20 protein-coding genes are annotated in these 21,626 nt (G+C 67.1%); 7 read left to right on the top strand and 13 right to left on the bottom strand.

Features of this window, described 5'->3' with window-relative positions:
• Positions 1–285: 285 nt before the first annotated feature.
• From FHY06_RS34595 to FHY06_RS34570, 6 genes are all read right to left on the bottom strand, one after another.
• Positions 286–1,098, bottom strand: coding sequence for an ABC transporter ATP-binding protein (locus FHY06_RS34595; RefSeq protein WP_026346745.1), 813 nt, complete (start codon positions 1,096–1,098; stop codon positions 286–288).
• 172 nt (positions 1,099–1,270) lie between these two features.
• Entirely contained in the window at positions 1,271–2,602 is a 1,332-nt protein-coding gene (locus FHY06_RS34590; RefSeq protein ID WP_019657693.1) for an ABC transporter substrate-binding protein, read from the bottom strand.
• 52 nt (positions 2,603–2,654) lie between these two features.
• The gene (locus FHY06_RS34585) at positions 2,655–3,719 is read right to left on the bottom strand and encodes a branched-chain amino acid ABC transporter permease (RefSeq protein WP_019657694.1); all 1,065 of its coding nucleotides are present in this window, start codon (positions 3,717–3,719) and stop codon (positions 2,655–2,657) included.
• 94 nt (positions 3,720–3,813) lie between these two features.
• On the bottom strand, positions 3,814–4,743 hold the full coding sequence (locus tag FHY06_RS34580) for a branched-chain amino acid ABC transporter permease (protein ID WP_019657695.1): 930 nt from the start codon (positions 4,741–4,743) through the stop codon (positions 3,814–3,816).
• Between the two features lie 162 nt (positions 4,744–4,905).
• Positions 4,906–5,739, bottom strand: a complete 834-nt coding sequence (locus tag FHY06_RS34575) for an ABC transporter ATP-binding protein (protein WP_019657696.1) — start codon at positions 5,737–5,739, stop codon at positions 4,906–4,908.
• Positions 5,736–7,691 (bottom strand): AMP-dependent synthetase/ligase, encoded by a 1,956-nt coding sequence (locus FHY06_RS34570; protein ID WP_184607680.1) that lies wholly within the window; start codon positions 7,689–7,691, stop codon positions 5,736–5,738. Before FHY06_RS34570 ends, FHY06_RS34575 begins: the two co-directional genes overlap by 4 nt.
• A gap of 84 nt (positions 7,692–7,775) precedes the next feature.
• On the opposite strand from FHY06_RS34570, the gene FHY06_RS34565 reads away from it, so the two are divergent.
• From FHY06_RS34565 to FHY06_RS34550, 4 genes are read left to right on the top strand one after another with little or no spacing between them, the layout of a single operon-like run.
• Positions 7,776–8,555 carry a Crp/Fnr family transcriptional regulator gene (locus FHY06_RS34565; protein WP_019657698.1) on the top strand — a complete coding sequence of 260 codons (780 nt, stop codon included), beginning with the start codon at positions 7,776–7,778 and terminating at the stop codon, positions 8,553–8,555.
• Positions 8,552–9,019, top strand: a complete 468-nt coding sequence (locus FHY06_RS34560; protein WP_184607679.1) for a hypothetical protein — start codon at positions 8,552–8,554, stop codon at positions 9,017–9,019. Before FHY06_RS34565 ends, FHY06_RS34560 begins: the two co-directional genes overlap by 4 nt.
• A gap of 58 nt (positions 9,020–9,077) precedes the next feature.
• A complete protein-coding gene (locus FHY06_RS34555; protein ID WP_132754189.1) occupies positions 9,078–9,842 on the top strand; it encodes an SDR family NAD(P)-dependent oxidoreductase in 765 nt (254 codons plus the stop codon).
• Between the two features lie 19 nt (positions 9,843–9,861).
• On the top strand, positions 9,862–10,119 hold the full coding sequence (locus FHY06_RS34550) for a hypothetical protein (protein ID WP_184607678.1): 258 nt from the start codon (positions 9,862–9,864) through the stop codon (positions 10,117–10,119).
• An 86-nt stretch (positions 10,120–10,205) separates the two neighbouring features.
• Here FHY06_RS34550 and FHY06_RS34545 read toward each other — a convergent pair whose 3' ends face one another.
• Together FHY06_RS34545 and FHY06_RS34540 are read right to left on the bottom strand one after the other, a co-directional pair.
• Positions 10,206–11,216: an MBL fold metallo-hydrolase gene (locus FHY06_RS34545; RefSeq protein ID WP_132754187.1), complete on the bottom strand. Its 1,011-nt coding sequence runs from the start codon at positions 11,214–11,216 to the stop codon at positions 10,206–10,208.
• A 60-nt stretch (positions 11,217–11,276) separates the two neighbouring features.
• On the bottom strand, positions 11,277–12,272 hold the full coding sequence (locus FHY06_RS34540; protein WP_126183804.1) for a Bug family tripartite tricarboxylate transporter substrate binding protein: 996 nt from the start codon (positions 12,270–12,272) through the stop codon (positions 11,277–11,279).
• 254 nt (positions 12,273–12,526) lie between these two features.
• On the opposite strand from FHY06_RS34540, the gene FHY06_RS34535 reads away from it, so the two are divergent.
• Positions 12,527–12,904 (top strand): VOC family protein, encoded by a 378-nt coding sequence (locus FHY06_RS34535; RefSeq protein ID WP_184607677.1) that lies wholly within the window; start codon positions 12,527–12,529, stop codon positions 12,902–12,904.
• An 11-nt stretch (positions 12,905–12,915) separates the two neighbouring features.
• Here FHY06_RS34535 and FHY06_RS34530 read toward each other — a convergent pair whose 3' ends face one another.
• Genes FHY06_RS34530 through FHY06_RS34510 form a run of 5 tightly spaced genes read right to left on the bottom strand, consistent with a single transcriptional unit; the run spans position 12,916 to position 19,864 of the window.
• Positions 12,916–13,497, bottom strand: coding sequence for a superoxide dismutase (locus FHY06_RS34530; protein ID WP_184607676.1), 582 nt, complete (start codon positions 13,495–13,497; stop codon positions 12,916–12,918).
• Between the two features lie 38 nt (positions 13,498–13,535).
• Complete coding sequence (locus FHY06_RS34525; RefSeq protein WP_019657706.1) at positions 13,536–14,204, bottom strand: helix-turn-helix transcriptional regulator; 669 nt, start codon at positions 14,202–14,204, stop codon at positions 13,536–13,538.
• A gap of 34 nt (positions 14,205–14,238) precedes the next feature.
• Positions 14,239–15,678, bottom strand: a complete 1,440-nt coding sequence (locus FHY06_RS34520) for an efflux transporter outer membrane subunit (protein WP_184607675.1) — start codon at positions 15,676–15,678, stop codon at positions 14,239–14,241.
• Complete coding sequence (locus tag FHY06_RS34515) at positions 15,675–18,755, bottom strand: MexW/MexI family multidrug efflux RND transporter permease subunit (RefSeq protein WP_184607674.1); 3,081 nt, start codon at positions 18,753–18,755, stop codon at positions 15,675–15,677. The genes FHY06_RS34520 and FHY06_RS34515 overlap by 4 nt, the downstream gene beginning before the upstream one ends.
• On the bottom strand, positions 18,752–19,864 hold the full coding sequence (locus tag FHY06_RS34510; protein ID WP_184607673.1) for an efflux RND transporter periplasmic adaptor subunit: 1,113 nt from the start codon (positions 19,862–19,864) through the stop codon (positions 18,752–18,754). Before FHY06_RS34510 ends, FHY06_RS34515 begins: the two co-directional genes overlap by 4 nt.
• A gap of 324 nt (positions 19,865–20,188) precedes the next feature.
• Here FHY06_RS34510 and FHY06_RS34505 point away from each other — a divergent pair, with 324 nt between their 5' ends.
• Together FHY06_RS34505 and FHY06_RS34500 are read left to right on the top strand one after the other, a co-directional pair.
• Positions 20,189–21,175, top strand: coding sequence for a M35 family metalloendopeptidase (locus FHY06_RS34505; protein ID WP_311733770.1), 987 nt, complete (start codon positions 20,189–20,191; stop codon positions 21,173–21,175).
• 4 nt (positions 21,176–21,179) lie between these two features.
• Positions 21,180–21,596 carry a hypothetical protein gene (locus FHY06_RS34500; protein WP_221404502.1) on the top strand — a complete coding sequence of 139 codons (417 nt, stop codon included), beginning with the start codon at positions 21,180–21,182 and terminating at the stop codon, positions 21,594–21,596.
• Positions 21,597–21,626: the final 30 nt, after the last annotated feature.

Raw genomic sequence — 21,626 nt, 5'->3', positions numbered from 1 at the left:
AGGTCGGGCAAGCCCTTCGATGTGAACCATCATCCCAAGGCAGTCTGTAGTTGACAGGCAGAACGGTGTCTTTATTTCGCTGCGGGGAGCACCCGGTACCCTGTGCACGAGACACGCTGTCGGTGTGCGGCCGATGAACCAGAGCTCCGAACCGATCACGTCGATGGGGTGCCTTGCGCAGCGAAATAAAGGAGGAGCCCGAAGGGCGGGGGACATTCGCGGAGCAAGGCACCCCGTCGGCGTGATCGCGCCCCGAACGGCAACGCGGCGAAAACGTTGGAACGGTCAAGCCAGCCACCTCTTGCGGCGCTTGTAGCTCTTGACGTCGCGGAAACTCTTGCGGTCCGCGCCGCCGACACCGAGATAGAACTCCTTCACGTCCTCGTTCTCGCGCAGGCTCTTCGCCTCGCCGTCCATCACGATGCGACCGTTCTCCAGGATGTAGCCGTAGTCGGCGTAGCGCAGCGCCATGTTGGTGTTCTGCTCGGCCAGCAGGAAGGTCACGCGCTCCTTGGCGTTGAGGTCCTTCACGATCTCGAACACTTCCTCCACGATCTGCGGCGCCAGGCCCATCGAGGGCTCGTCCAGCAGCACCATGGTCGGGTTGGCCATCAGCGCGCGTCCGATGGCGCACATCTGCTGCTCGCCGCCCGAGGTGTAGGCCGCCTGCGAGGTGCGGCGCGTCTTCAGGCGCGGGAAGTACGCGTACACCTTCTCCAGCGTCTGCTGCACCGCGGCCTTGCCGTCGGTGCGCGTGTAGGCGCCGGTCATGAGGTTCTCCTCGATGGTCAGGTGGGCGAAGCAGTGGCGGCCTTCCATCACCTGGATCAGCCCGCGCTTGACCAGCTCGGCCGGCGAGAGCGCCTCGATGCGCTCGCCGCGCAGCTCGATGGTGCCCTTGGTGACCGCGCCGCGCTCGCCCGCCAGCAGGTTGCTCACCGCGCGCAGCGTGGTCGTCTTGCCCGCGCCGTTGCCGCCGAGCAGCGCCACGATGCCGCCGTCGGGCACCGTCAGCGACACGCCCTTGAGCACCAGGATCACGTGGTTGTAGATGACCTCGATGCCGTTGACGTTGAGGAGGATGTTGGATTCGCTCATGGTGTGGTCCGAAGCATTCGAAAGAACCGACGCGATGCCGTTCTTTCGGATGCCCGCTTGGCCCACCTCCTTTCGGGGAACACCGCGGAACCGGCTCTGCCGGGCCGCAGGTGTTGCCCCCTGCCAGGGGGTTGGCGAAGCGACACGAAGTGCGCGAAGACTGGGGGTCAGCTCAAGACTGGCAGTCGGCCGCTTCGCGCCGGGTCAGTTTCTTCTCGCCCGCGTACTTGTCGGCGGCGGCCTTCACCATCGGCTTGATGATCTGTTCGTCGGCCTGGTACCAGTCGGACATGTCACCCCACTTCGCGCCGTCCCAGGTGTGCACGCGCGCCCAGGTCGAGCCCATGTGGTCCTGGCACGAGGTGCTCACCGGCCGCATCACGCCCGAGAAGCCCAGCGCATCGAGCTTCTTCTGGTCGAGCGCGAGGTTCTCCATGCCCCAGCGCACCTGCTCGCCGGTCATGACCTTGCCCTTGCCGAAGCGCTCCTGCGCACGCTTGACGGCCTCGATGGTCAGCATCTGGATGATCACGCCGCGCGTGTAGAGCACCGAGCCCACTTCTTCCTTCGGACCCGTGCCCTGGCCCTTGTCGTGCACCTGCTTGAGGATGTCCTGGATCACCTTGGGCTCGGTGCCCGAGGTGTTCAGCGCCAGCGCGTGGTAGCCCTTGGCGTTCGCGCCCACGTCCTTCACGTCGGGCTCGGCGCCGGCCCACCAGACGCCGTACATCTTCTCGCGCGGGTAGCCGGTGGCAACGGCCTCCTTCAGGGCGGTGGAATTCATCACGCCCCAGCCCCACAGCAGCACGAAGTCGGGGCGCTGCTGGCGCACCTGCAGCCAGGCCGACTTCTGCTCCACGCCCGGCGCGGTCACCGGGATCAGCGAGAGCTCGAAGCCGTTCTGCTTCGCGCGCTCCTGCAGCAGCGGGATCGGCTCCTTGCCGAAGGGCGAGTCGTGATACACGAGGGCGATCTTCTTGCCCTTGAGCTTGTCCATGCCGCCTTCCTTCTTCCCGATGTGCTGGATCAGGATGTCGGCCGCGGTCCAGTAGGAGCCCATCAGCGGGAAGTTCCACTTGAAGACGCCGCCGTCCTGCGAGGCGGCCAGGCCGTAGCCCAGCGTGATCAGCGGGATCTTGTCGGTGGGCACCTTGTCGGTCAGCGCGAAGGTGATGCCGGTGGCCTGCGGGTCGAAGAGCGCGACGCCCGGGCGGCCCTTGAGGCGCTCGTAGCACTCCACGCCCTTGTCGGTGGCGTAGCCGGTCTCGCACTCCTCGTACGCGATCTTCACGCCGTTGATGCCGCCGTTGGCGTTGACCAGCTTGATGTAGTCCTGCTTGCCGTTGGCCCAGGGCGTACCGTTGGGCGCGTAGGGGCCGGTGCGGTACACCAGCAGCGGGAAGAACTGCTCCTTGGCCTGCGCACCGGCCACGGATGGCGCGAGCGCGGCGCCGAGGGTGCCGGCCACCAGGGCGGCGGTCAGAGCGAGCGATTTGAGTTTCATGCCTGTCTCCTTTGTGGGCACCTCGGTGCCGGGTTTCTACGAACGGAACTCGTCAATGCGGGAAGGGCCACAGCCGCAGCTTCTCCTTGGCCGTGGACCACAGCCGCGCGAGGCCGTGCGGCTCCACGATCAGGAAGAACACGATCAGCGCGCCGAAGATCATGGTCTCCAGGTGCGAGGCGAGCGCGGTGGAAATCGAGAAGCCCAGCCACGCGGGCAGCTGGTTCAGGAACAGCGGCAGCAGCACGATGAAGGCGGCGCCGAAGAAGCAGCCCATGATCGAGCCCAGCCCGCCGATGATCACCATGAACAGCAGCTGGAACGATCGGTCGATGCTGAAGGCCGCCGGCTCCCACGCGCCCAGGTGAACGAAGCCCCACAGCGCGCCGGCCACGCCGACGATGAAGCTGCTCACCGCGAAGGCCGTGAGCTTGGCGTACACCGGGCGGATGCCGATCACCGCGGCCGCCACGTCCATGTCGCGCATCGCCATCCACTCGCGGCCGATGGCGCTGCGCACCAGGTTCTTTGCGAGCAGCGCGAACACCGACACGAAGACCAGGCAGAAAAGATACTTCTGCGCCGGCGACTCGATGGGCACGCCGAACACGTTGAGCCCCGCCACGCTCACCGAGCCGGAGGAAGAGTTGTTGGTGAACCACTGGATGCGCAGGAAGGCCCAGTCGGTGAAGAACTGCGCCGCCAGCGTGGCCACGGCCAGGTACAGCCCCTTGATGCGCAGGCTGGGAATGCCGAACAGCACGCCGATGACAGTGGCGCACAGCCCGCCCAGCAGCAGCGACGCGATCAGCGGCATGCCGTCGATGCGCACCTGGAAGTTGTAGGCCGCGTACGCACCCACCGCCATGAAGGCGCCGGTGCCCAGCGAGATCTGCCCGCAGTAGCCCACCAGGATGTTCAGCCCCAGTGCGGCGAGCGACAGGATGAGGAAGGGCGTGAGGATCGCTCGCATCCAGTAGTCCGACACGCTCAGCGGCACCACCACGAAGGCCACGACGAGCAGCGCCAGGATCGCGAAGCGGTCCTGCGCGATCGGGAATATCTGCTGGTCGGCGCGGTAGCTCGACTTGAATTGGCCGTTTTCTCTGTAGAACATTTTCAGATCCGATCGATGATCTTTTGGCTCCGGCCCGCTTCGCTTAACTTGCTTCGCAAGTTGGCCTGCACCGAAAAATTGTTGATCTCGTATTTCATACGCGATCAATGATTTTTTCGCCGAAGAGGCCTTGCGGACGGACCAGCAGGAACACCAGCGCGAGAACGTAGGCGAACCAGATCTCGATGCCGCCGCCGAACATCGGCCCGAGGTAGATCTCGGAGAGCTTCTCGCCCACGCCGATCAGCAGGCCGCCGATGATCGCGCCCGGGATGGAAGTGAGCCCGCCCAGGATCACCACCGGCAGCGCCTTCAGCGCCACCAGCGACAGCGAGAACTGCACGCCCAGCTTCGATCCCCAGATGATCCCGGCCACCAGTGCAGAGAAGCCAGCCACCGACCACACGATCACCCAGATGCGCTTGAGCGGAATGCCGATGGACTGCGCGGCCTGGTGGTCGTCGGCCACCGCGCGCAGGGCCCGGCCGGTGGCGGTCTTCTGGAAGAAGATGGCCAGCACCACCACGAGTCCGGCCGCCACCAGCGCGGCGATCAGGTCTTCCTGGCTCAGCAGCAGGCCGCCCTGGAAGGTGTTCTCCAGCACCATCAGCGGCTCCTTTGGCATGCCGACGTCGATCTTGTAGATGTCGTTGCCGAAGATGGTCTGGCCCATGCCGTCGAGGAAGTAGGCGATGCCCAGCGTCGCCATCAGCAGCGTGATGCCTTCCTGGTTCACCAGCCTGCTCAGCGCGAGCCGCTCGATCAGCCATGCCACGACCACCATCACCGCCATGGCCGCGACGAAGGCCAGGATGTTGGCGAGGATCTGGCTCTGGAAGCCGAACCACTGCGGGAACCACTCGGCGAAGCGTGCCATCGCCAGCGCTGCGAAGAGCACCATCGCGCCCTGCGCGAAGTTGAAGACGCCGGAGGCCTTGTAGATCAGCACGAAGCCGATGGCGATCAGCGAATAGAGCATGCCGACCATCAGGCCGCCGAAGAGGGTTTCGAGGAAAAAGCCCATGGTCAGTTTCTTTCTCCCTCTCCCGCTTGCGGGAGAGGGCGGGGGTGAGGGCAGGCGGCGTTGGAAAAACCGCTGAAGGTAGCGAGGCCGTCGGCCCTCACCCCAACCCTCTCCCGCAAGCGGGAGAGGGGGCAAGACGGGGAGCGCTCGTGTGCTGCCACGTCAGTGCTCCACGCCGAGGTATGCCCGGATCACGTCTTCGTTGTTGCGCACCTCGTCGGGCGTTCCATCGCCGATCTTCTTGCCGTAGTCCAGCACCACCACGCGGTCGGAGATGTCCATCACCACGCCCATGTCGTGCTCGATCAGCACGATGGTGGCGCCGAACTCGTCGTTCACGTCGAGGATGAAGCGGCTCATGTCCTGCTTCTCCTCCACGTTCATGCCGGCCATGGGCTCGTCCAGCAGCAGCACCTGCGGCTCCATCGCGAGCGCGCGGCCCAGGTCGACGCGCTTCTGCAGGCCGTAGGGCAGGCGCCCCACGGGCGTCTTGCGGTGCGCCTGGATCTCGAGGAAGTCGATGATGTGCTCGACGAATTCACGGTGCGCGAGCTCCTCGCGCTCGGCCGGTCCCCAGCGCAGCGCCTGCGCGAACAGGCCGCTCTTCATCTTGAGGTTGCGCCCCGTCATGATGTTGTCGAGCACGCTCATGCCCTTGAAGAGGGCCAGGTTCTGGAAGGTGCGCGCCACGCCCATCTCGGCCACCTGGCGCGAGTTCATGTGCTTGAAGGTCTTGCCGCGGAAGGTGATGGAGCCCTGCTGCGGCCAGTACACGCCGTTGATGCAGTTCAGCATCGAGCTCTTGCCCGCGCCGTTCGGCCCGATGATGGCCCGCACCTCGTGCTCGCGCACGTTGAAGCTGATGTCGGTGAGCGCCTTCACGCCGCCGAAGCTCAGGGAGATGTTCTGCACGTCGAGGATGACCTCGCCGTCCTTGCGGCCGCCCCGGGTCGTTGTTGCAAGCATGGAGGCCTCGGTGTGGTTGTGCGCGTTCATGCGGCCGCCTTGACCAGTGGAAAGCGCTTCGCGTCGACGATCTTCAGCGTGGCGCTCACCGAGCCCGTGCGTCCGTCCTCGAACTTGACCTGGGTTTCGATGAACTGCTCGGCCTTGCCGCCGTAGAGCGCATCGACCAGCACCGCGTACTTGTCCGCGATGAAGCCGCGGCGCACCTTGCGCGTGCGGGTGAGCTCGTCGTCGTCGGGGTCGAGCTCCTTGTGCAGCACCAGGAAGCGGGCGATCTGCGTCTCGCCCATGCCGTCTTCCGCGGCGAGGTCGGCGTTCACCTTGGCGATGCACTCGGCCACCAGCGCGAGCACGTCGGCCTTGCCGGCCAGGTCGACGTAGCCGCCGTAGGCCAGGCCGCGGCGCTCAGCCCAGTTGCCGACGGCCTCGTAGTCGATGTTGATGGCGGCGCAGACTTCGTCGCGGCCGTTGCCGAAGCACACGGCCTCCTTGATCTGCGGGAAGAACTTGAGCTTGTTCTCGATGTAGTTGGGCGCGAAGATCGCGCCGCCCACGAGGCGGCCGACGTCCTTGGCGCGGTCGATGATGCGCAGGTGGCCCTCGCTGTCGAGCACGCCGGCGTCGCCGGTGTGGAAGTAGCCGTTCGCATCCAGCACCTCGGCGGTGGCGTCGGGGCGCTTGTAGTACTCCTTGAGCACAGACACTCCGCGCACCAGCACCTCGCCGTCGTCGGCGATCTTCAGCTCGATGCCCGGCGCGGCCGTGCCCACGGTCTGCAGCTTGACCTTGCCGTCCTGCTGCAGGCACACATAGGCGCAGGTCTCGGTCTGGCCGTAGAACTGCTTCAGGTTCACGCCGATGGAGCGGTAGAAGCGGAACAGGTCGGGCCCGATGGCCGCGCCCGCGGTGTAGGCCACGCGGATGCGGCTCATGCCCAGCACGTTGCGCAGCGGCCCGTAGATCAGCAGGTCGCCCAGGCGGTACATCAGCCGGTCGCCCGTGCTCACCGGTGTGCCGTTGAGGATGTCCGCGCCCACGCGCTGCGCCAGCGCCATGAACTTCGCGTACAGCCAGCGCTTGGGCGCGGCGGCGTCCTCCATTCGGATCGACACGGCCGTGAGCAGCCCCTCGAAGGTGCGCGGCGGGCCGAAGTAGTAGCTCGGGCCGATCTCGCGCATGTCGTTCATCACCGTTTCCGACGATTCTGGGCAGTTGAGCGTGAAGCCGCCCACCAGCCACTGCGCCACCGAGAACAGGTGGTCGCCCACCCACGCCATCGGCAGGTAGCTCATGATGTTGTCGCCGGGGCCGAGCCTGTCGGTCTGCACGCCGCCGCGGCCCGCCGCGATGAAGCTCGCATGCGTCTGGCACACGCCCTTGGGACGGCCGGTGGTGCCGGAGGTGTAGAGGATCACGCCGACGTCGGTGGCCTCGCCGCTGGCCACCGCGCGGTCGTAGTGGCCCACGTTGGACTTGTCGAACTCGCGGCCCAGCGCGCGCAGCTGCTCGTAGCTCATGAGCCCGGGCTGGTCGTAGTGGCGCAGGCCCTTGGGGTCGTCGTAGACGATGTAGCGGATGCCCGGCTGCCCGCCCTGCTGCAGCTCGCGGCATTCGAGCAGCTTGTCGACCTGCTCCTGGTCCTCGACGATCACGAACTCGATGCCGGCGTCCTGCAGCATGAAGACCATCTCGCCGGCCACCGCGTCCTGGTACAGCGGCACGGGCACGCCGCGCAGGCTCTGCGCCGCGACCGCCGACATGTACAGGTGCGGCCGGTTGGCGCCGACGATCGCGAGGTTGTCGAAGGGCTTGAAGCCCAGGCTCGCGAGGCCGCAGGCGATCTCGCGCACTTCCTGCGCCACGGCGCTCCAGCTCCAGGTTTGCCAGATGCCGAGGTCCTTCTCGCGCATGGCGGGGGCCTCGGGCCGGGCCTCGGCATGCGCGAGCAGCAGACGGGGAAAGGTGGGGGCGGGTGTTTGCACAGTGGGCGGATCGTAGGACTCACTTTGACGCCCGCTTGTCGTTCCAACGACAATCCTAGGGACACTACTCCCCGGAGTTTCCCGATGCCTCACGGCCATCCCACCCACAGCGCGCTCGGCGGTTCGACCATCAGGGACCGGGTGCGCGCAGCCAATGCGGAAGAGCTGGCCGGCATTCCCTGGCTCTCGACCCTCACGCCCGCCGAGCGCCGCCGTGCCGAGGCCGCGCTGGTGGTCGGCGAGGCCGAGCCCGGCGACCTGGTGTGCCGCGTCGGTCGCTCGCCCACCTACTGGTTCGGCGTGGTCGAGGGCCTGCTGAAGATGAGCAACGACAACGCCGACGGCGGCTCCGTCACCTACACCGGCGTGCCGCCCGGCGGCTGGTTCGGCGAGGGCACGGTGATGAAACGCGAGCCCTACCGCTACAACATCCAGGCGCTGCGGCGCAGCCTCATCGCCGGGCTGCCGACCGAGAGCTTCCACTGGCTGCTCGACCACTCCATCGGCTTCAACCGCTTCGTGATGAACCAGCTCAACGAGCGGCTGGGCCAGTTCATCGCCGCACTCGAGATCGACCGGCTCAACAACCCCGACGCGCGCGTGGCGCGCAACCTCGTGTCGCTCTTCAACCCGGTGCTGTACCCGGGCGTGGGCGAAGTCCTGCGGATCACGCAGCAGGAGCTGGCCTACCTGGTCGGCCTCTCGCGCCAGCGCGTGAACGAGGCGCTCAACGCGCTGTCGGCGCAGGGGCTGATCCGCGTGGAATACGGCGGCCTGCGCGTGCTCGACCTTCCGGGCCTGCGCGCGACCGCCATGTCGAACAGGAAGAGCCAGCCGGCGACAACCCAGGCACAAAGACCATGACCCAACTTTCCGACAAGCTCCAGATCGTGCCCGCTAACGCCGAGGCAGCATTCATCCCGCCCCCGGAACCGCCCAAGGCCCGTCCCGAAAGCGCCGGCCCCACGCTGGAAGAAGCCATCGCACGCAACGAGGCCCTCACCGAGAAGATCGAGGCGCTCGACGCGGTGCTGGCCAGGCCGCTCAACGAGATCCTCGCCGACCGCGAGAAGGCCGAGGAAGCCGCGCTCGCGTGGGACCGCTTCGGCGCCATGTGGATGCTCTCGCAGCGCGCGATGCGCCGCGTGGCGCTCGACCTCGCAGCGCAGCTCGGCGTGAGCGAGGAAGAGGTGGTGGCGCGTGCCATGGCCAATGCCAACGCGGTGCTCAACGGCGCGGACGAGGTCGACCTGGGCGGCACCATCGCGCCGGCGCAGATGCAGCACATCGCGCGGCATCGGAACTTCCTGAGAAAGCAGTTCAAGTAGGGACAAGCGATTCGCTTTAACCTTGCGGCCTTCGTTCCATCAACAAAGACTTCTCCAGATGTCCACCTCCCACCTCACCCTCATCACCGGCGCCTCGCGCGGCCTGGGCCAGTCCATGGCCGAACAGCTGCTGCAGGCCGGCCACACGGTGATCGGCATTTCGCGCAAGCAGTCGCCCGCGCTGGCCGAAGCGGCCAAGGCCGCCGGCGCCGAACTCACGCAATGGGAGCAGGACCTGTCCGATCCCGTCGCCGCAGCCGAGCGGCTGTCGGCGTGGCTCAGGACCGTCGATGCGCAGCGCTTCGACAGCGTCACGCTCATCAACAACGCCGGGACGGTCGGCAATCCGGCGCCGCTGTCGCGCGCGGTGGAAACCGAACTGTCGCAGGCGCTGCGCATCGGCCTGGAAGCGCCGATGCTGCTGACGGCGGCGTTCCTCGGCGCCACGCGCGAATGGCGCGGCGCACGCAAGGTGCTGAACATCTCCTCGGGCCTGGGCCGCAACGCCATGGGCAGCCAGGCGCCGTACTGCGCCGCGAAGGCCGGCATGGACCACTTCTCGCGCGCCGTGGCGCTGGAAGAGGCCAATGCGCCGAACGGCGCACGCATCGTCTCGCTGGCACCCGGCGTGATCGATACCGACATGCAGGTGCAGCTGCGCGGCGCCTCGGCCGAGAAGTTTCCGGACCGCACGCGCTTCGAGAAGATGAAGAACGAAGGCATGCTCGACAGCCCCGCCACCGCGGCCGCCAAGGTGCTGAAGTACCTGGCGCGCGCGGACTTCGGCGCGAAGCCCGTGGCCGACGTGCGCGATCCCGACTGAGCGGAAGGCGAGCGACCTCATGGCAACCGCCCAGGCCATCGATACCGGCGAGTACAAGCTCTTTCCCTCGCCGCGCAACCTGCACCGGATCGTGTTCGAGCACCAGGTGTTCGTGCCGTACCCCTATGCGCTGATCGTGATGAACGAGTTCGGCTTCAAGGGGCGCTACAGCCTGTTCTCGGCCTGCCGCATGAGCGACGGGAAGATGGGGCAGGTGGTGACGTTCGAGGACGTGGCGGACGTGGACGTCTTCAATCGCAAGTTCGTGCAGGACTGAGGCCGCCCGGGGGGCTTTGTTCCCTCTCCCCTTGGGGAGAGGGAGTGCAGCCATCGGGGCGCGGCACATGCCCAAGATGCTGCTTGCTACTGCATCGCAAACCTGTCGCGCTGCGCCTGCGCGCATTCGCCCATCACGCCCAGCGCGCGCTCCACCGTCGGCGTGCCCATCACGAACGGGTTCGCGGCGCCTGCGGGCTGCTGCCGCAGCGCGGCCATCTTGGCCTGCGAGCTGTCGACGTTCGAGTGGTTCGACAGCATCACGTCGATGTTCTGCGCCTTCACGATCGAATCCATGCGCTTGGTGGACGCGATGTAGTTGTCCAGCCGCGGAATGTCCTTGCCGAAGTTGAAGCCCGTGCCGCCCCAGAGCATGGCGCGGTGCTTCCTTCCGTTCTCGCTCACGTCGAACACCGGCGACAGCGTGCCCATGGTGTGGCCCGGCGTCAGGTAGAGCGTGACGGTGGTGTCGCCCAGCGTGACGCGGTCGCCGTCCTTCACCGAGATGTCCCGCTTGGGCGGCGCACCCCAGATCGGCGTGGCGAATTCCAGCCTGGTCTCGGTCATCGTCCAGTCGGCATCGCTCATCACAACGCGCGCGCGGTACTTCTGTGCGAGGTAGGGCGCGCCGCCGTAGTGGTCGCCGTGGCCGTGCGTGACGATCACGTACTTGATCTGCGCGGGGTCGAGGCCCAGCTTGCGCATGCCGCCTTCGATGAGCGCGGCAGCTTCCACCTGGTTGTTGAGCGCATCGATGAGGATGATGCCGTCCGAGGTCTTGATGGCCCAGGCGCTGACCCAGTCGGCGCCCACGAAGTAGAGGTTGTCGAAGGCCCTGGCCGGCGGCGGCGCGGGCCTGTTGATGAGCAGGGGCAGGCCCTTGTCGAGCTCTTCCTGGGGCGGGCGCGCGGCGGGAGCGGGCTTGCACAGCGACAGCAGCGGCCCGAGGTCGGTGCCCGCGGCCCGGGTGGCTGCCGCGACGTGCGCGGCGACGGTGGCGTCCGAAGGTTTCTGCGCGGCAGGTGTCTGCGCGCAGCCCTGGAAGAGGGCGACGGCCGCCGCGAGGGCGGCCGTCTTCAATGGAAGCGAAGGAACCATCGGTGTCTCCATGCCGTCGTTGCGGCCTGTTCGGGAGACACCATTCTGCGACGCGAAGGCTTATTCGATTGTCGCGCCCGAGGCTTGCACGATGCCCTTCCACTTCTCGTAGTCGGTCTTCAGCAGCGCGCCGAACTGCTCGGGCGTCATGCTCTGCGGCTCGGCGCCCTGGGCGATGATGGCCGCCTTCATCTCGGGCGTGGCCAGCAGCTTGTTGACTTCGGCATTCAGCGTGGTCACCACGTCCTTCGGCGTGCCGGCGGGCACGAAGAGGCCGTACCAGGTGCTCACGTCGAAGTCCTTGTAGCCAAGCTCGGCCACGGTGGGCGTCTCGGGCAGCGAGGTGCTGCGCCTGGCCGAGGTCACGGCCAGCGGACGCAGCTTGCCGGCCTTGATCTGCGCCATGGCCGAGGGCACCGACGACACCATCAGGTCGACGTTGCCCGCGAGCACGTCCATCATGGCCGCGTTGGAGCCCTTGTAGGGCACGTGGCGCATCTTGATCTTGGCGGCGCTGTTGAAGATCTCGCCGGCCAGGTGGATGGTGGTGCCGTTGCCGGGCGAGCCGTAGGTGACGGTGTCGGGCGCGGCGCGCGCGGCCTTCACCACGTCGTCGAGCGTCTTGAACTTGGAGTTGGCCTGCGTGACGATCACCACCGGCGTGTAGGCCACGTGGGCCACGGCCGTGAAGTCCTTCACCGGGCTGTAGCTCAGGTTCTTGTAGAGCCAGGGCGCCACGACCATGTTGTCCTTCTGGCCCATCACGATGTCGTAGCCGGTGGGCGCGGCACGCGCGGCCTCGGCGATGCCGATGGTGCCGCCGGCGCCCGCGCGGTTGTCGGGAACCACGGTCCAGTGCTTGGCCTCGGTGAGCTTCTGGGCCACCAGGCGCGCCAGGATGTCGGTGCCGCCGCCGGGCGGGAAGGGCACGATCATGCGCACGGGCTTGTTGGGATAGGCGGTGGCCTGTGCGTGGGCGGTGGCCGTGAAGGCCAGGGGGAGTGCCAGCGAAAGGGCCGTCGATGCGGCCAGCTTGCCGAAGTGTCTGCGGATCATGGGTTGTCTCTTTGTCGAAGTAGATGGGGTTGCAGCCGTTGCCTGTGCCGTCACTGCACCTGGGGTGCAGTGTGCCGGAAGCCGCGTAAGAAGGATTTCTTCATTCGCGATGGGGCACGTATCGACTCGCGGGGCCTCCATTTTCCGATGCCTTGACAGGCCCCTCTCCGACGCAAATACTGCACCGTATGGTTGAGTATTTTTGGCTCGCCCGGCGCCGCTCGATGCCGTGGCGGGCCTTGCAGGAGACTCGCATGCTCGGAAACATCAACGCAGTGGCCAACCTCGCGGTGAAGGATCTCGCCGTGGCCCGCCGCTTCTACGAGGACACGCTGGGCCTGGCCCAGGTCGATGCGGAGGGCGACGAGGTCGTCGTCTACCGCAGCGGCAACACGCGCATCAACGTGTACCGCTCGCAGTTCGCGGGCACCAACCAGGCGACGGCCGTGACGTGGTCGGTCGACGGCGACATCGAGCGCGTCGTGGAGGCTTTGAAGTCGCGGGGCGTGCGCTTCGAGCACTACGACATGCCTCATGCGAAGCTGGTGGGCGACCTCCATGTCATGGGCGACATGAAGGTCGCGTGGTTCAAGGACCCTGACGGGAACATCCTGAACCTGATCAACGACTGATCGACGGTCGATCAGCCGAAGTTCTTCGCGGCGAAGTCCCAGTTGACCAGCTTGGCCAGGAAGGTCTCGACGAACTTCGGACGCAGGTTGCGGTAGTCGATGTAGTAGGCGTGTTCCCAGACGTCCACCGTCAGCAGCGCGGTGTCGGCGGTGGTCAGCGGCGTGCCGGCTGCGCCCGTGTTCACGATGTCCACCGAACCGTCGGCCTTCTTCACCAGCCAGGTCCAGCCCGAGCCGAAGTTGCCCACGGCCGACTTCACGAAGGCTTCCTTGAAGGCGTCGTAGCTGCCCCACTTGGCTTCGATGGCCTTGGCCAGCGCGCCGGTGGGAGCACCACCGCCTTGCGGCTTCATGCAGTTCCAGAAGAAGGTGTGGTTCCAGAGCTGCGCGGCGTTGTTGTAGATGCCGCCGCTGGACTTCTTGACGATCTCCTCGAGCGTCATCGACTCGAATTCAGTGCCCTTCTGCAGGTTGTTGAGGTTCACCACGTAGGCGTTGTGGTGCTTGCCGTAGTGGTACTCGAGGGTCTCCTGCGAGTACTCGGGGGCCAGTGCGTCGAGCGCGTAGGGCAGGGGTGGGAGCTTGTGTTCCATCGTGGTTTCCTCGTGGTGGTTGAAAAAGAAAAGAAGGGTCAGGCATTCGCCCTGGGTTCGACCCGGTAGGCGCAGCGCCGTGCGCCCGCCAGCACGTGTTCGACGCGGCTGACGCTCACGTCGGGGCCCAGCACCTCGTCGAACAGCTGCAGCTCGCTGCGGCAGAAGCCTGTGCAGGCCTGCGCCGCGGTGCAGATGGGGCAGTGGTTCTCGATGAAGAGAAAGCCGCTGCCTTCCTCGTCGGGCCGGAACTCGGCCATGTAGCCCTCGCGGCTGCGGATCTCGGCCAGCCGCTCCAGCCGCGTCTTCAGGCTGCGCGCGCCGCGCATGGCCTCGGTGTAGCTCGCGCGCATGGCGGCCTCGCGCGCGCCGATGAGCTGGTCCATGCCCTTCTGCCCGAACACGCTGATGACGGCGCTGATCATCTGCACCGTCATCTCGGCGTGCGTATCGGGAAAGCGCTTGTGGCCTTCCCCTGTGAGGCGCCAGATCTGCGTGGGCCGGCCCCGGCCGCTGGAGCGGCTTTCGGAGTCGACCAGCCCCTCGGCCTCCAGCTTGGCCATCTGCTGGCGCACCGCCTCCACCGTGACGTTCAGCACCTTGGCGATGTCGGGAATGCCGAGCGCGCCGCGCGTCTTGAGCGTCGAGAGGATGCGGTCTGCCGGCTGGTGCGGCATCCAGGTGGGCCTGGCGTCGGGGGAGGACATGGCGGCTAGGGGCGTGGGGAAAACAGTGCCATTGTCAGGTGGTTGGCACGCCCCCTGCCCCGGCAGGTGCTTGCCAGCCCCCGCCCAGTGCCTTGTAGAGCGCGACGAGGCTGGTGTACGAGGCGGTCTCGGCCTCGGCCACGGCCTCCTGCGCGCGCAGCAGGCTGCGCTGGGCATCGAGCACGCTGAGGTAGGGCGCCGCGCCTTCGCGGTAGCGCACCTCGGCCAGTTCGGCGGCGCGGCTGCTGCGGGCCGAGGCCTCCACCAGCCGCTGCAGGCGCAGCTGGTTCTGGCCGTAGCCGGCGAGGGCGCCTTCCACGTCCTCGATGGCGCGCAGCACCGTCTGCTCGTAGAGCGCCCGGTCGCCCTCGGCGCGGGCTTCGGCGCCGCGCACGCGGGTCTTCACCGAGCCCAGCCGAAGGGCCGGCCAGCTGACGCCCGGCGTCACGCTGAAGGCGCGGCTCGACGAGCTGCCGAGGTCCGAACCCCGCAGCGCGACGAAGCCGAGGAAGCCGCCGATGTCGAAGCGCGGATACAGCTCGGCCGTGACCGCGCCCACGTCGGCCGTGCTCGCCGCGAGGCCGCGCTCGGCGCGCAGCACGTCGGGCCGGCGGCGCAGCAGATCGGCCAGGTCGCCGATGGGCAGGCGCCTGTCGAGCACGCGCAGCTGGCGCGGCTGCAGCATGGGCTCGAGTTCGCCGGGACGCAGGCCGGCCAGCACCGCGACGCGGTAGGCCGCCTGGCGGCGCGTGGTCTCCAGCGCGGGCAGCTGGCTCTCGGTGGCCGCGAGGTTGGCCTGCGCGCTCGCAAGGTCGCCTTCGAGGCCGCGGCCGGTGAGCACCTGCGCCTCGGTCACGCGCAGGCTCTGGCGCAGGCTTTCGAGTGTGCGGCGCGTCACGGCGATGCGCTGCTCGGCGCCGCGCATCTCGAAGTAGTTGCGGGCCAGTTCGGCCACCGCGACGATGCGCACCTGCTCGAGATCGGCCGCGCTGGCCTCGGCGCGCGCGGTGGCGGCCTCGTCCAGGCGCTTGAGGCGGCCGAACAGGTCGATCTCCCACGAGGCGTCGAAGCCCGCGCGGCTGCTCTGCGAGAGCGAACGCACGTCGGGCTGCGTGCCGCTGTTGCCCTGCGCGATGCTGCGCGTCTTGCTCGCGCTCGCGGTGACGACGGGCAGCTGGTCGAGCTCGGCTTCGGTCTGCACGGCGCGCGCTTCGAGCAGCCGGGCCTGTGCGATGCGGATGTCGTGGTTCTCCACCAGCGCGCGGTCGACCAGCGCATCGAGCTGCGGATCGTCGAGCTGGCGCCACCAGTCGCGCTGCACCGCGTCGTTCGCGAAGAGCGAGCGCTCGGGCGCACGGATGGCCACCGGCGCATCCGCCGGGCGCTTGTAGTCGGGCCCGACCGCGCAGCCTGCGAGCGCCAGCAGGCTCAAGGCGAAGGGAGCCGCACGTGAAAAGAGTCGGTTCATGGTCATGCTCCTTCGGCCAGCGCCTCGAGTTCGGCCGCGCGCTGCGAGCGGCCTTCGGCGCGGTGGTCGCGCGCCAGCAGCGTGTACATGGTGGGCAGCACGAACAGCGTGAACAGCGTTCCCACCAGCATGCCGACCACGATCACCAGCCCGATGCTGAAGCGGCTGTTGGCGCCGGCCCCGCTCGCGAAGAGCAGCGGCACCAGGCCCACCACCATCGCGGCGGTGGTCATCAGGATCGGGCGCAGCCGGATGCGCGCGGCCTCCTCGATGGACGAGCGCCGGTCGAGGCCCTTGCGCATCTGGATCTCGTTGGCGAACTCCACCATCAGGATGCCGTGCTTGCTGATGAGCCCGATCAGCGTCACCAGCCCGATCTGCGTGTAGATGTTGATGGTGCCGAAGCCCAGCGCCAGCGGCACCAGCGCGCCGCAGATCGACATCGGCACGCTGATCAGGATGATCAGCGGGTCGCGCAGGCTCTCGTACTGCGCCGCCAGCACCAGGTAGATGACGACGATGGCGAACACGAAGGCCATCACCAGCGCCGAGCCTTCCTGCGTGAACTGCCGCGCGTCCGACTGCCAGTCGTAGCTGAAGCCGGCCGGCAGCTTCTTCGCCTCGTCGCTCAGGAAGGCCACCGCGTCGCCCATGGTCACGCCCGGTGCCGGAATGGCCTGGAACGTGGCCGCGTTGAGCTGGTTGAACTGCGTGAGCTTGTTGGGCCCGACGCTGGTCGACAGCTGCACCAGGTTGGCCAGCGGCACCGGCTGGCCGCTCGCGCTCTTCACGAAGTAGCGCGAGAGCGCCTCGGCCGTCAGCCGCTGCTCGCGCGGCGACTGCGGGATCACGTCGTACGAGCGGCCGTCCATGCCGAAGCGGTTGACGTAGTTCTCGCCCACCAGCACCGCGAGCGTGTCGCCGATGGACTTCATCGTCACGCCCATGCTGTTGGCCTTGGCGCGGTTCACGCGGATCTCGACCGTGGGGTTGTTGAACTCCAGGTCGCTGTCGACCACGATGAACTTGCCGCTGTCGCGCGCCGACTTCTTCAGCGCCTCCATGGCCTCGAACACGGTGCGGTGGTCGCCCGCGCTGCGGATCACCATCTGCACCGGCAGCCCGCCGGTCGAGCCCGGCAGCGAGGGCAGCTGGAACGCGAAGACGCTGCTGCCCTCCACCTCGTTCATGCGGCCCTGCGTGTCGGCCTGGATCTGGTCGGCATTGCGCTTGCGGTCCTTCCAGTCGGACAGCTGCACGCCGCCGATGCTGTTGGAGACGCCGTCCGAGCCGTTGATGAGCCAGCGGCCGGTGTTCTCGGGCAGCGCGGCGAACACCTCGTCCCACTTCCTGCCGAACTTCTCGACGTAGTCGATGTTCGCGTGCTGCGGCGACTTGATGGCCGTGAGCACCATGGCCTGGTCTTCGCCCGGGGCCAGCTCGCGCTGCGCCGCGTTGTAGAGCAAGGGCAGGCTCGCGAGCACCAGCGCCGCGAAGATGCCGGTGGCCCAGCGATGGTGCAGCGACACGTCGAGCAGCTTGCCGTAGGCCGTGGCGAGACGATGGAAGAAGCTCTCCGCGGCGCGTGCCATGCGGCTGCCCGTGGCGTCCTGCGGCAGCAGGAAGGAGCTCATCACCGGCGACAGCGTGAGCGCGATCACGCCCGACACCACCACCGCGCCCGCGAGCGTGAAGGCGAACTCCTTGAAGAGCGAACCCGTGAGCCCGCCCATGAGGCCGATGGGTGCGTACACCGCTGCCAGCGTGAGCGTCATGGCGATCACCGGGCCGGCCACCTCGCGCGCGCCGATCAGCGCGGCCTGCACCCGCGACTTGCCCTCCTCGATATGCCGGTGCACGTTCTCGACCACCACGATGGCGTCGTCCACCACCAGCCCGATCGCCAGCACCATCGCCAGCAGCGTCAGCAGGTTGATGCTGAAGCCGAACAGCAGCATCAGCGCGGCCGCGCCCAGCATCGACAGCGGAATGGTCACCACAGGAATCAGCACGGCGCGCACGGAGCCCAGGCACAGGAAGATCACGATCACCACGATGGCGATGGCCTCCAGCAGCGTGTGGCGCACCTCGTCGATGGAAGCCTCGATGAAGCGGGCCAGCTCGAAGGGCAGCTGCACCTCCACGCCCGGCGGCAGGTTCTGCTTGATGCCGGGCAGCAGTTCGCGGATGCGCTTGACGATCACCAGCGGGTTGCCGTTGGGCGCGGCCTGCAGGCCGAGGTAGATGGCGGGCACGCCGTCCATGGTCGCGCTGCTGTCCGCGCTGGCCGCCCCGAGCTCCACGGTGGCCACGTCGCCCAGGCGCACGATGGCATCGCCCTCGCGCTTGACGACCATGTCGCGGAACTCGGCCACGTTCACCAGGTCGGTGTTCACGCGGATGTTCGACACCACGTACAGGCCCTTCACCTGCCCGGGCGCGGCCTGCACGTTGTTCTGGCGCAGCGCGTCGGCCAGCTCGCCGGCCGAGATGCCGCGCGCGGCCATGCGGTTGGGGTCGAGCCACACGCGCATCGCCAGCGTCTGCCCGCCCGACACTTCCACGCCCGACACGCCCGTGATGGAGGCGAACTGCGGCTGCACCACCCGCGAGAGGTAGTCGGTGAGCGCGGGCATCGGCATCGTCCTGCTGGAGAAGCCGACGTAGGCCACGGCAGTGGCCTCGCCCGACGACTTCAGGATCACCGGGTCGAAGGCCTCGGCCGGCAGCCGGTACTTCACCTGGCTGACCTGCGCCATCGCCTGCGTGAGTGCCTGGTTGGCGTCGGCGTTGAGCTTCATGCGCACGCTGATCACGCTGCGGCCCAGCGTGGACGAGGACGAGAGGTAGTCGACGTTCTCGATGGTCGCCACCGCCTGCGCGATCGGCTGCGTGACGAAGCCCTGCATCAGCTCCGGCGAGGCGCCGGGGTACTGCGTGGTGATGGTGAGCGTGGTGCTCTCGGTCAGCGGGTATTGGCGCACCGGCAGGTCGCCCAGGGCGCGCGCGCCCAGCAGCAGGATGAGCGTGCTCACCACCAGCGCCAGCACGGGCCGGCGCACGAAGAGGTCGGTGAATTTCATGGCTTCGATTCCTGGGCGAGCGACAGCGTGTCCTTGTCGCTGGGCGCGACGGCCGCGCCGGTGTACAGGCGCAGCTGGCCCGAGGTGACGACCCTGTCGCCGGGCGAGAGGCCCTTCTCGATCACCACCAGCCCGTCCTGCCGCTCGCCGGCCTTCACGAAGACCTGCTGCGCCGAGAAGCCGCCGCCTTTCTCGGCGGGAACCACGATGAATACGGAGTCGCCGTGCGTGCTGTAGGTGATGGCCGTCTCCGGCACGGTGATGGCGTCGGTGCGCGCCGGCAGCGCGACCCGGCCGTTGACGAACATGCCCGGTGCGAGCGCGCCGTCGGCGTTGTCGAGCGTGGCCTGTACGCGCACCGTGCGCGTGTCGCTGCCGATCTGCGGCTCGATGGTGCTGAGCCTGCCCTGGAACACGCGGCCCGGATACGCATCGACCGAAAGCGCCACCTGCTGGTTGCGCTTGAGCACGGGCAGGGCGGTCTCGGGCAGCGTGATGTTGGCGAACAGCGTGCGGCTGTCGGTGAGCGACACCAGCGCGTCGCCCGCGCGCACGAACTGGCCGAGGTTGACGCGGCGTATGCCGAGCACCCCGTCGAAGGGCGCCCTGATGCGCTTCTGCTCCAGAAGCGCCTGCACGCGCCGCAGCTCGCCGCCGGCCTGGTCGAAGGCCGCCTGCGCCTGCTCGAGCTGCTCCTGCGTGGCCGCCTGCTGCGGCAGCAGCCGCCGCGTGCGCTCCAGCAGTGCCTTCGCGTTGGCGCGCTGGGAGGTCAGGCGCTCCAGGTCGCCCTGCTCGGGCGCATCGTTGAGCTGCACCAGCACCTGCCCGGCGCGCACTTCGGCGCCCGGCGTGAAGAGGATCTTCGCGATGCGCCCCTCCACCTCGGCCGGCACCTCCACCTGCCGATTCGCCTCCAGCGTGCCGATGCCGCCGAGGAAGCGCGCCACTTCCGTCTTCCTCGCGGCGGCGATCGCCACCTTGGCGGGCGGCATGCCGCCTCCACCCTCCGCATGCGCGGGCCGCAGCTTCGTGGCGAGCCCGAAGCCGGCGCCTCCCAATACCAGTGTCGCAAGGCCGGCGCCCAGCCAGGCCCTTGATTGCTTGTTCATACGACGTCCATTATTAATCAAAGAAAGTACTTTGATTATTTGTCGGTGTCCGTTGCCTGTCGATGAAGGCATCACAATGGCCGTCATAGGCCGGGGCTATTCGCGCAGGGCAGTGCATGTCTGGGTCTCCAGGAGTCGAGCGGGAAATGCCGCAGACCTGAGACGTGCCGGCCCGGCTTGTTGTGACAGTCGGGCTCTTCTGTCCGGCCGAATGCATCGCGTGAAGTAAGTCGCGTCGCAGAGCTTTGTCTGCGGTGCTTGGCAGGCGATGCAGCCCGGTCTCTCTACAAGTCGATGTCCTCAACTTGAAGATTCATTGCAATGATGCGAAAGGTGATCGTGGTGGGTGATCCACCGGCGCCGGGCGGCGCGGTGCTGCCCTATGGCGGCCATATGTCGGATGTGTTCGGGCACCGCTTCGCGCTGATCGGCGGGCGGGCGTACTGCGAGGGTTACAACAGCGTCGGCATCATCGCCAAGGCCGGCGGCCCTCGCAGAGGATGTTTTCACGGCGCCGAGATGGCGCTGGAGGGCGACGTGGTGGTCTGCCACTGCCCGGTTCCGCCTCCGCTTGTTTCCAGGCAGCGATATGCGCCGGTCTATGAGGACGAGATGGCTGGGGCGGCAGATGAATTCGAGGCGGGTTTCGCGGCGTTGCCGGGGTGGTTCACGGGCGATGCCGCAACGGTTGCCGCAAGCAAGAAGCTCGTCGATGGCATGGTGGAGCATCCGCCTGAGGCCGAGCAGACGGAGAACATCTGTCCCAACATAACGAACAGGGAGTTCTGTACCCTCGTCATGGAATTGCGCGATCAGGCCGTCCGGCTGATCAAGGTTCGGCTGAAGGATCTTGAAAAGTGGGGAGAGCCTGAGCAGGAGCGCGTTATCAAGTGGTTCGGCGTGGGCGATGAATCGATACGGCAGCATCTTCTTTCCGGGCTCGTAGCTTGTAACCGTGTCTTGAGAGGACTCTCTTGCAACAATTTCGTACGCTACTCCGAGCAGCTCATGCGAAATGTCGGATGTGTGCCCTCGGGGAACAAGTTGGGCCTTGTCGCAGAGGTCTGCAAGCCGGACATCAGGACGCATACGATCGGCATCGCCTTCGGGTTCTGCAGCATTCCTGATGCTGCCTTTTCGACCGACTCACGGCTCAGCACGCTCATCCACGAGGTGACTCACTTCGATGACACCTTCTCCTCTAAGGACACCGTCGGAACTATGCGGAAAAGTCTCCCTCTGGCGTCGAACCCCGAGGAAGCGCGTTTCAACGCGGACAGCATCACTGGCTACGTGCTCTATGTCGACTAGGTTGATGTCTCTGGTCCTGGCGCTGACGTTGGCCTCCGCCAACGCGCAGGGATGTTCACGGGTGATCCAGATCACACTGGATTTCCAGGAAGACTCTGCGCAACTCGAATCCAAGCAGATCTTGCGGCTGGCGAGATGGTTGGTCGACGTGCGCGGCCTGTTCCAGTACGGCGATGCCGATGTCGAGGGCGTGGCCGTTGGCAACGAGGCCGGCAAGGACCGAAAGGAACTCGCAAGGCGCCGAGCCGATGCAGCGGCCAGCGCTTTGAAGAATCTGCTACAGGGGGTGCCCATCCATTCCAGCTCGAACGTCTATCCGACGGACTTCATCCGATCGAGCGGAAATTACGCCGTTGTCCAGCTGAACCCGGTGAATGCGCCGGACTGCAGTCCGGTCCCGATACCTGGCTTCAGGTACTGATCGAATTGTGTGTCGTGTCCTCGCCGGGAA

It is taken from the genome of Variovorax atrisoli, assembly GCF_014195185.1.
In the GTDB taxonomy this organism is placed as follows: domain Bacteria; phylum Pseudomonadota; class Gammaproteobacteria; order Burkholderiales; family Burkholderiaceae_C; genus Variovorax; species Variovorax atrisoli.
Note: the sequence above shows the minus strand (reverse complement) of the source record. Positions and strands in the feature narration are given on the sequence as shown.

Coding starts and splice junctions, on each gene's coding strand:
- FHY06_RS34505 (WP_311733770.1), top strand. CDS start 20,189: ATGCGAAAGGTGATCGTGGTGGGTGATCCACCGGCGCCGGGCGGCGCG.
- FHY06_RS34525 (WP_019657706.1), bottom strand. CDS start 14,204: ATGTCCTCCCCCGACGCCAGGCCCACCTGGATGCCGCACCAGCCGGCA.
- FHY06_RS34585 (WP_019657694.1), bottom strand. CDS start 3,719: ATGTTCTACAGAGAAAACGGCCAATTCAAGTCGAGCTACCGCGCCGAC.
- FHY06_RS34555 (WP_132754189.1), top strand. CDS start 9,078: ATGTCCACCTCCCACCTCACCCTCATCACCGGCGCCTCGCGCGGCCTG.
- FHY06_RS34515 (WP_184607674.1), bottom strand. CDS start 18,755: ATGAAATTCACCGACCTCTTCGTGCGCCGGCCCGTGCTGGCGCTGGTG.
- FHY06_RS34560 (WP_184607679.1), top strand. CDS start 8,552: ATGACCCAACTTTCCGACAAGCTCCAGATCGTGCCCGCTAACGCCGAG.
- FHY06_RS34520 (WP_184607675.1), bottom strand. CDS start 15,678: ATGACCATGAACCGACTCTTTTCACGTGCGGCTCCCTTCGCCTTGAGC.
- FHY06_RS34510 (WP_184607673.1), bottom strand. CDS start 19,864: ATGAACAAGCAATCAAGGGCCTGGCTGGGCGCCGGCCTTGCGACACTG.
- FHY06_RS34545 (WP_132754187.1), bottom strand. CDS start 11,216: ATGGTTCCTTCGCTTCCATTGAAGACGGCCGCCCTCGCGGCGGCCGTC.
- FHY06_RS34575 (WP_019657696.1), bottom strand. CDS start 5,739: ATGAACGCGCACAACCACACCGAGGCCTCCATGCTTGCAACAACGACC.
- FHY06_RS34530 (WP_184607676.1), bottom strand. CDS start 13,497: ATGGAACACAAGCTCCCACCCCTGCCCTACGCGCTCGACGCACTGGCC.
- FHY06_RS34580 (WP_019657695.1), bottom strand. CDS start 4,743: ATGGGCTTTTTCCTCGAAACCCTCTTCGGCGGCCTGATGGTCGGCATG.
- FHY06_RS34595 (WP_026346745.1), bottom strand. CDS start 1,098: ATGAGCGAATCCAACATCCTCCTCAACGTCAACGGCATCGAGGTCATC.
- FHY06_RS34565 (WP_019657698.1), top strand. CDS start 7,776: ATGCCTCACGGCCATCCCACCCACAGCGCGCTCGGCGGTTCGACCATC.
- FHY06_RS34550 (WP_184607678.1), top strand. CDS start 9,862: ATGGCAACCGCCCAGGCCATCGATACCGGCGAGTACAAGCTCTTTCCC.
- FHY06_RS34535 (WP_184607677.1), top strand. CDS start 12,527: ATGCTCGGAAACATCAACGCAGTGGCCAACCTCGCGGTGAAGGATCTC.
- FHY06_RS34500 (WP_221404502.1), top strand. CDS start 21,180: ATGTCTCTGGTCCTGGCGCTGACGTTGGCCTCCGCCAACGCGCAGGGA.
- FHY06_RS34540 (WP_126183804.1), bottom strand. CDS start 12,272: ATGATCCGCAGACACTTCGGCAAGCTGGCCGCATCGACGGCCCTTTCG.
- FHY06_RS34590 (WP_019657693.1), bottom strand. CDS start 2,602: ATGAAACTCAAATCGCTCGCTCTGACCGCCGCCCTGGTGGCCGGCACC.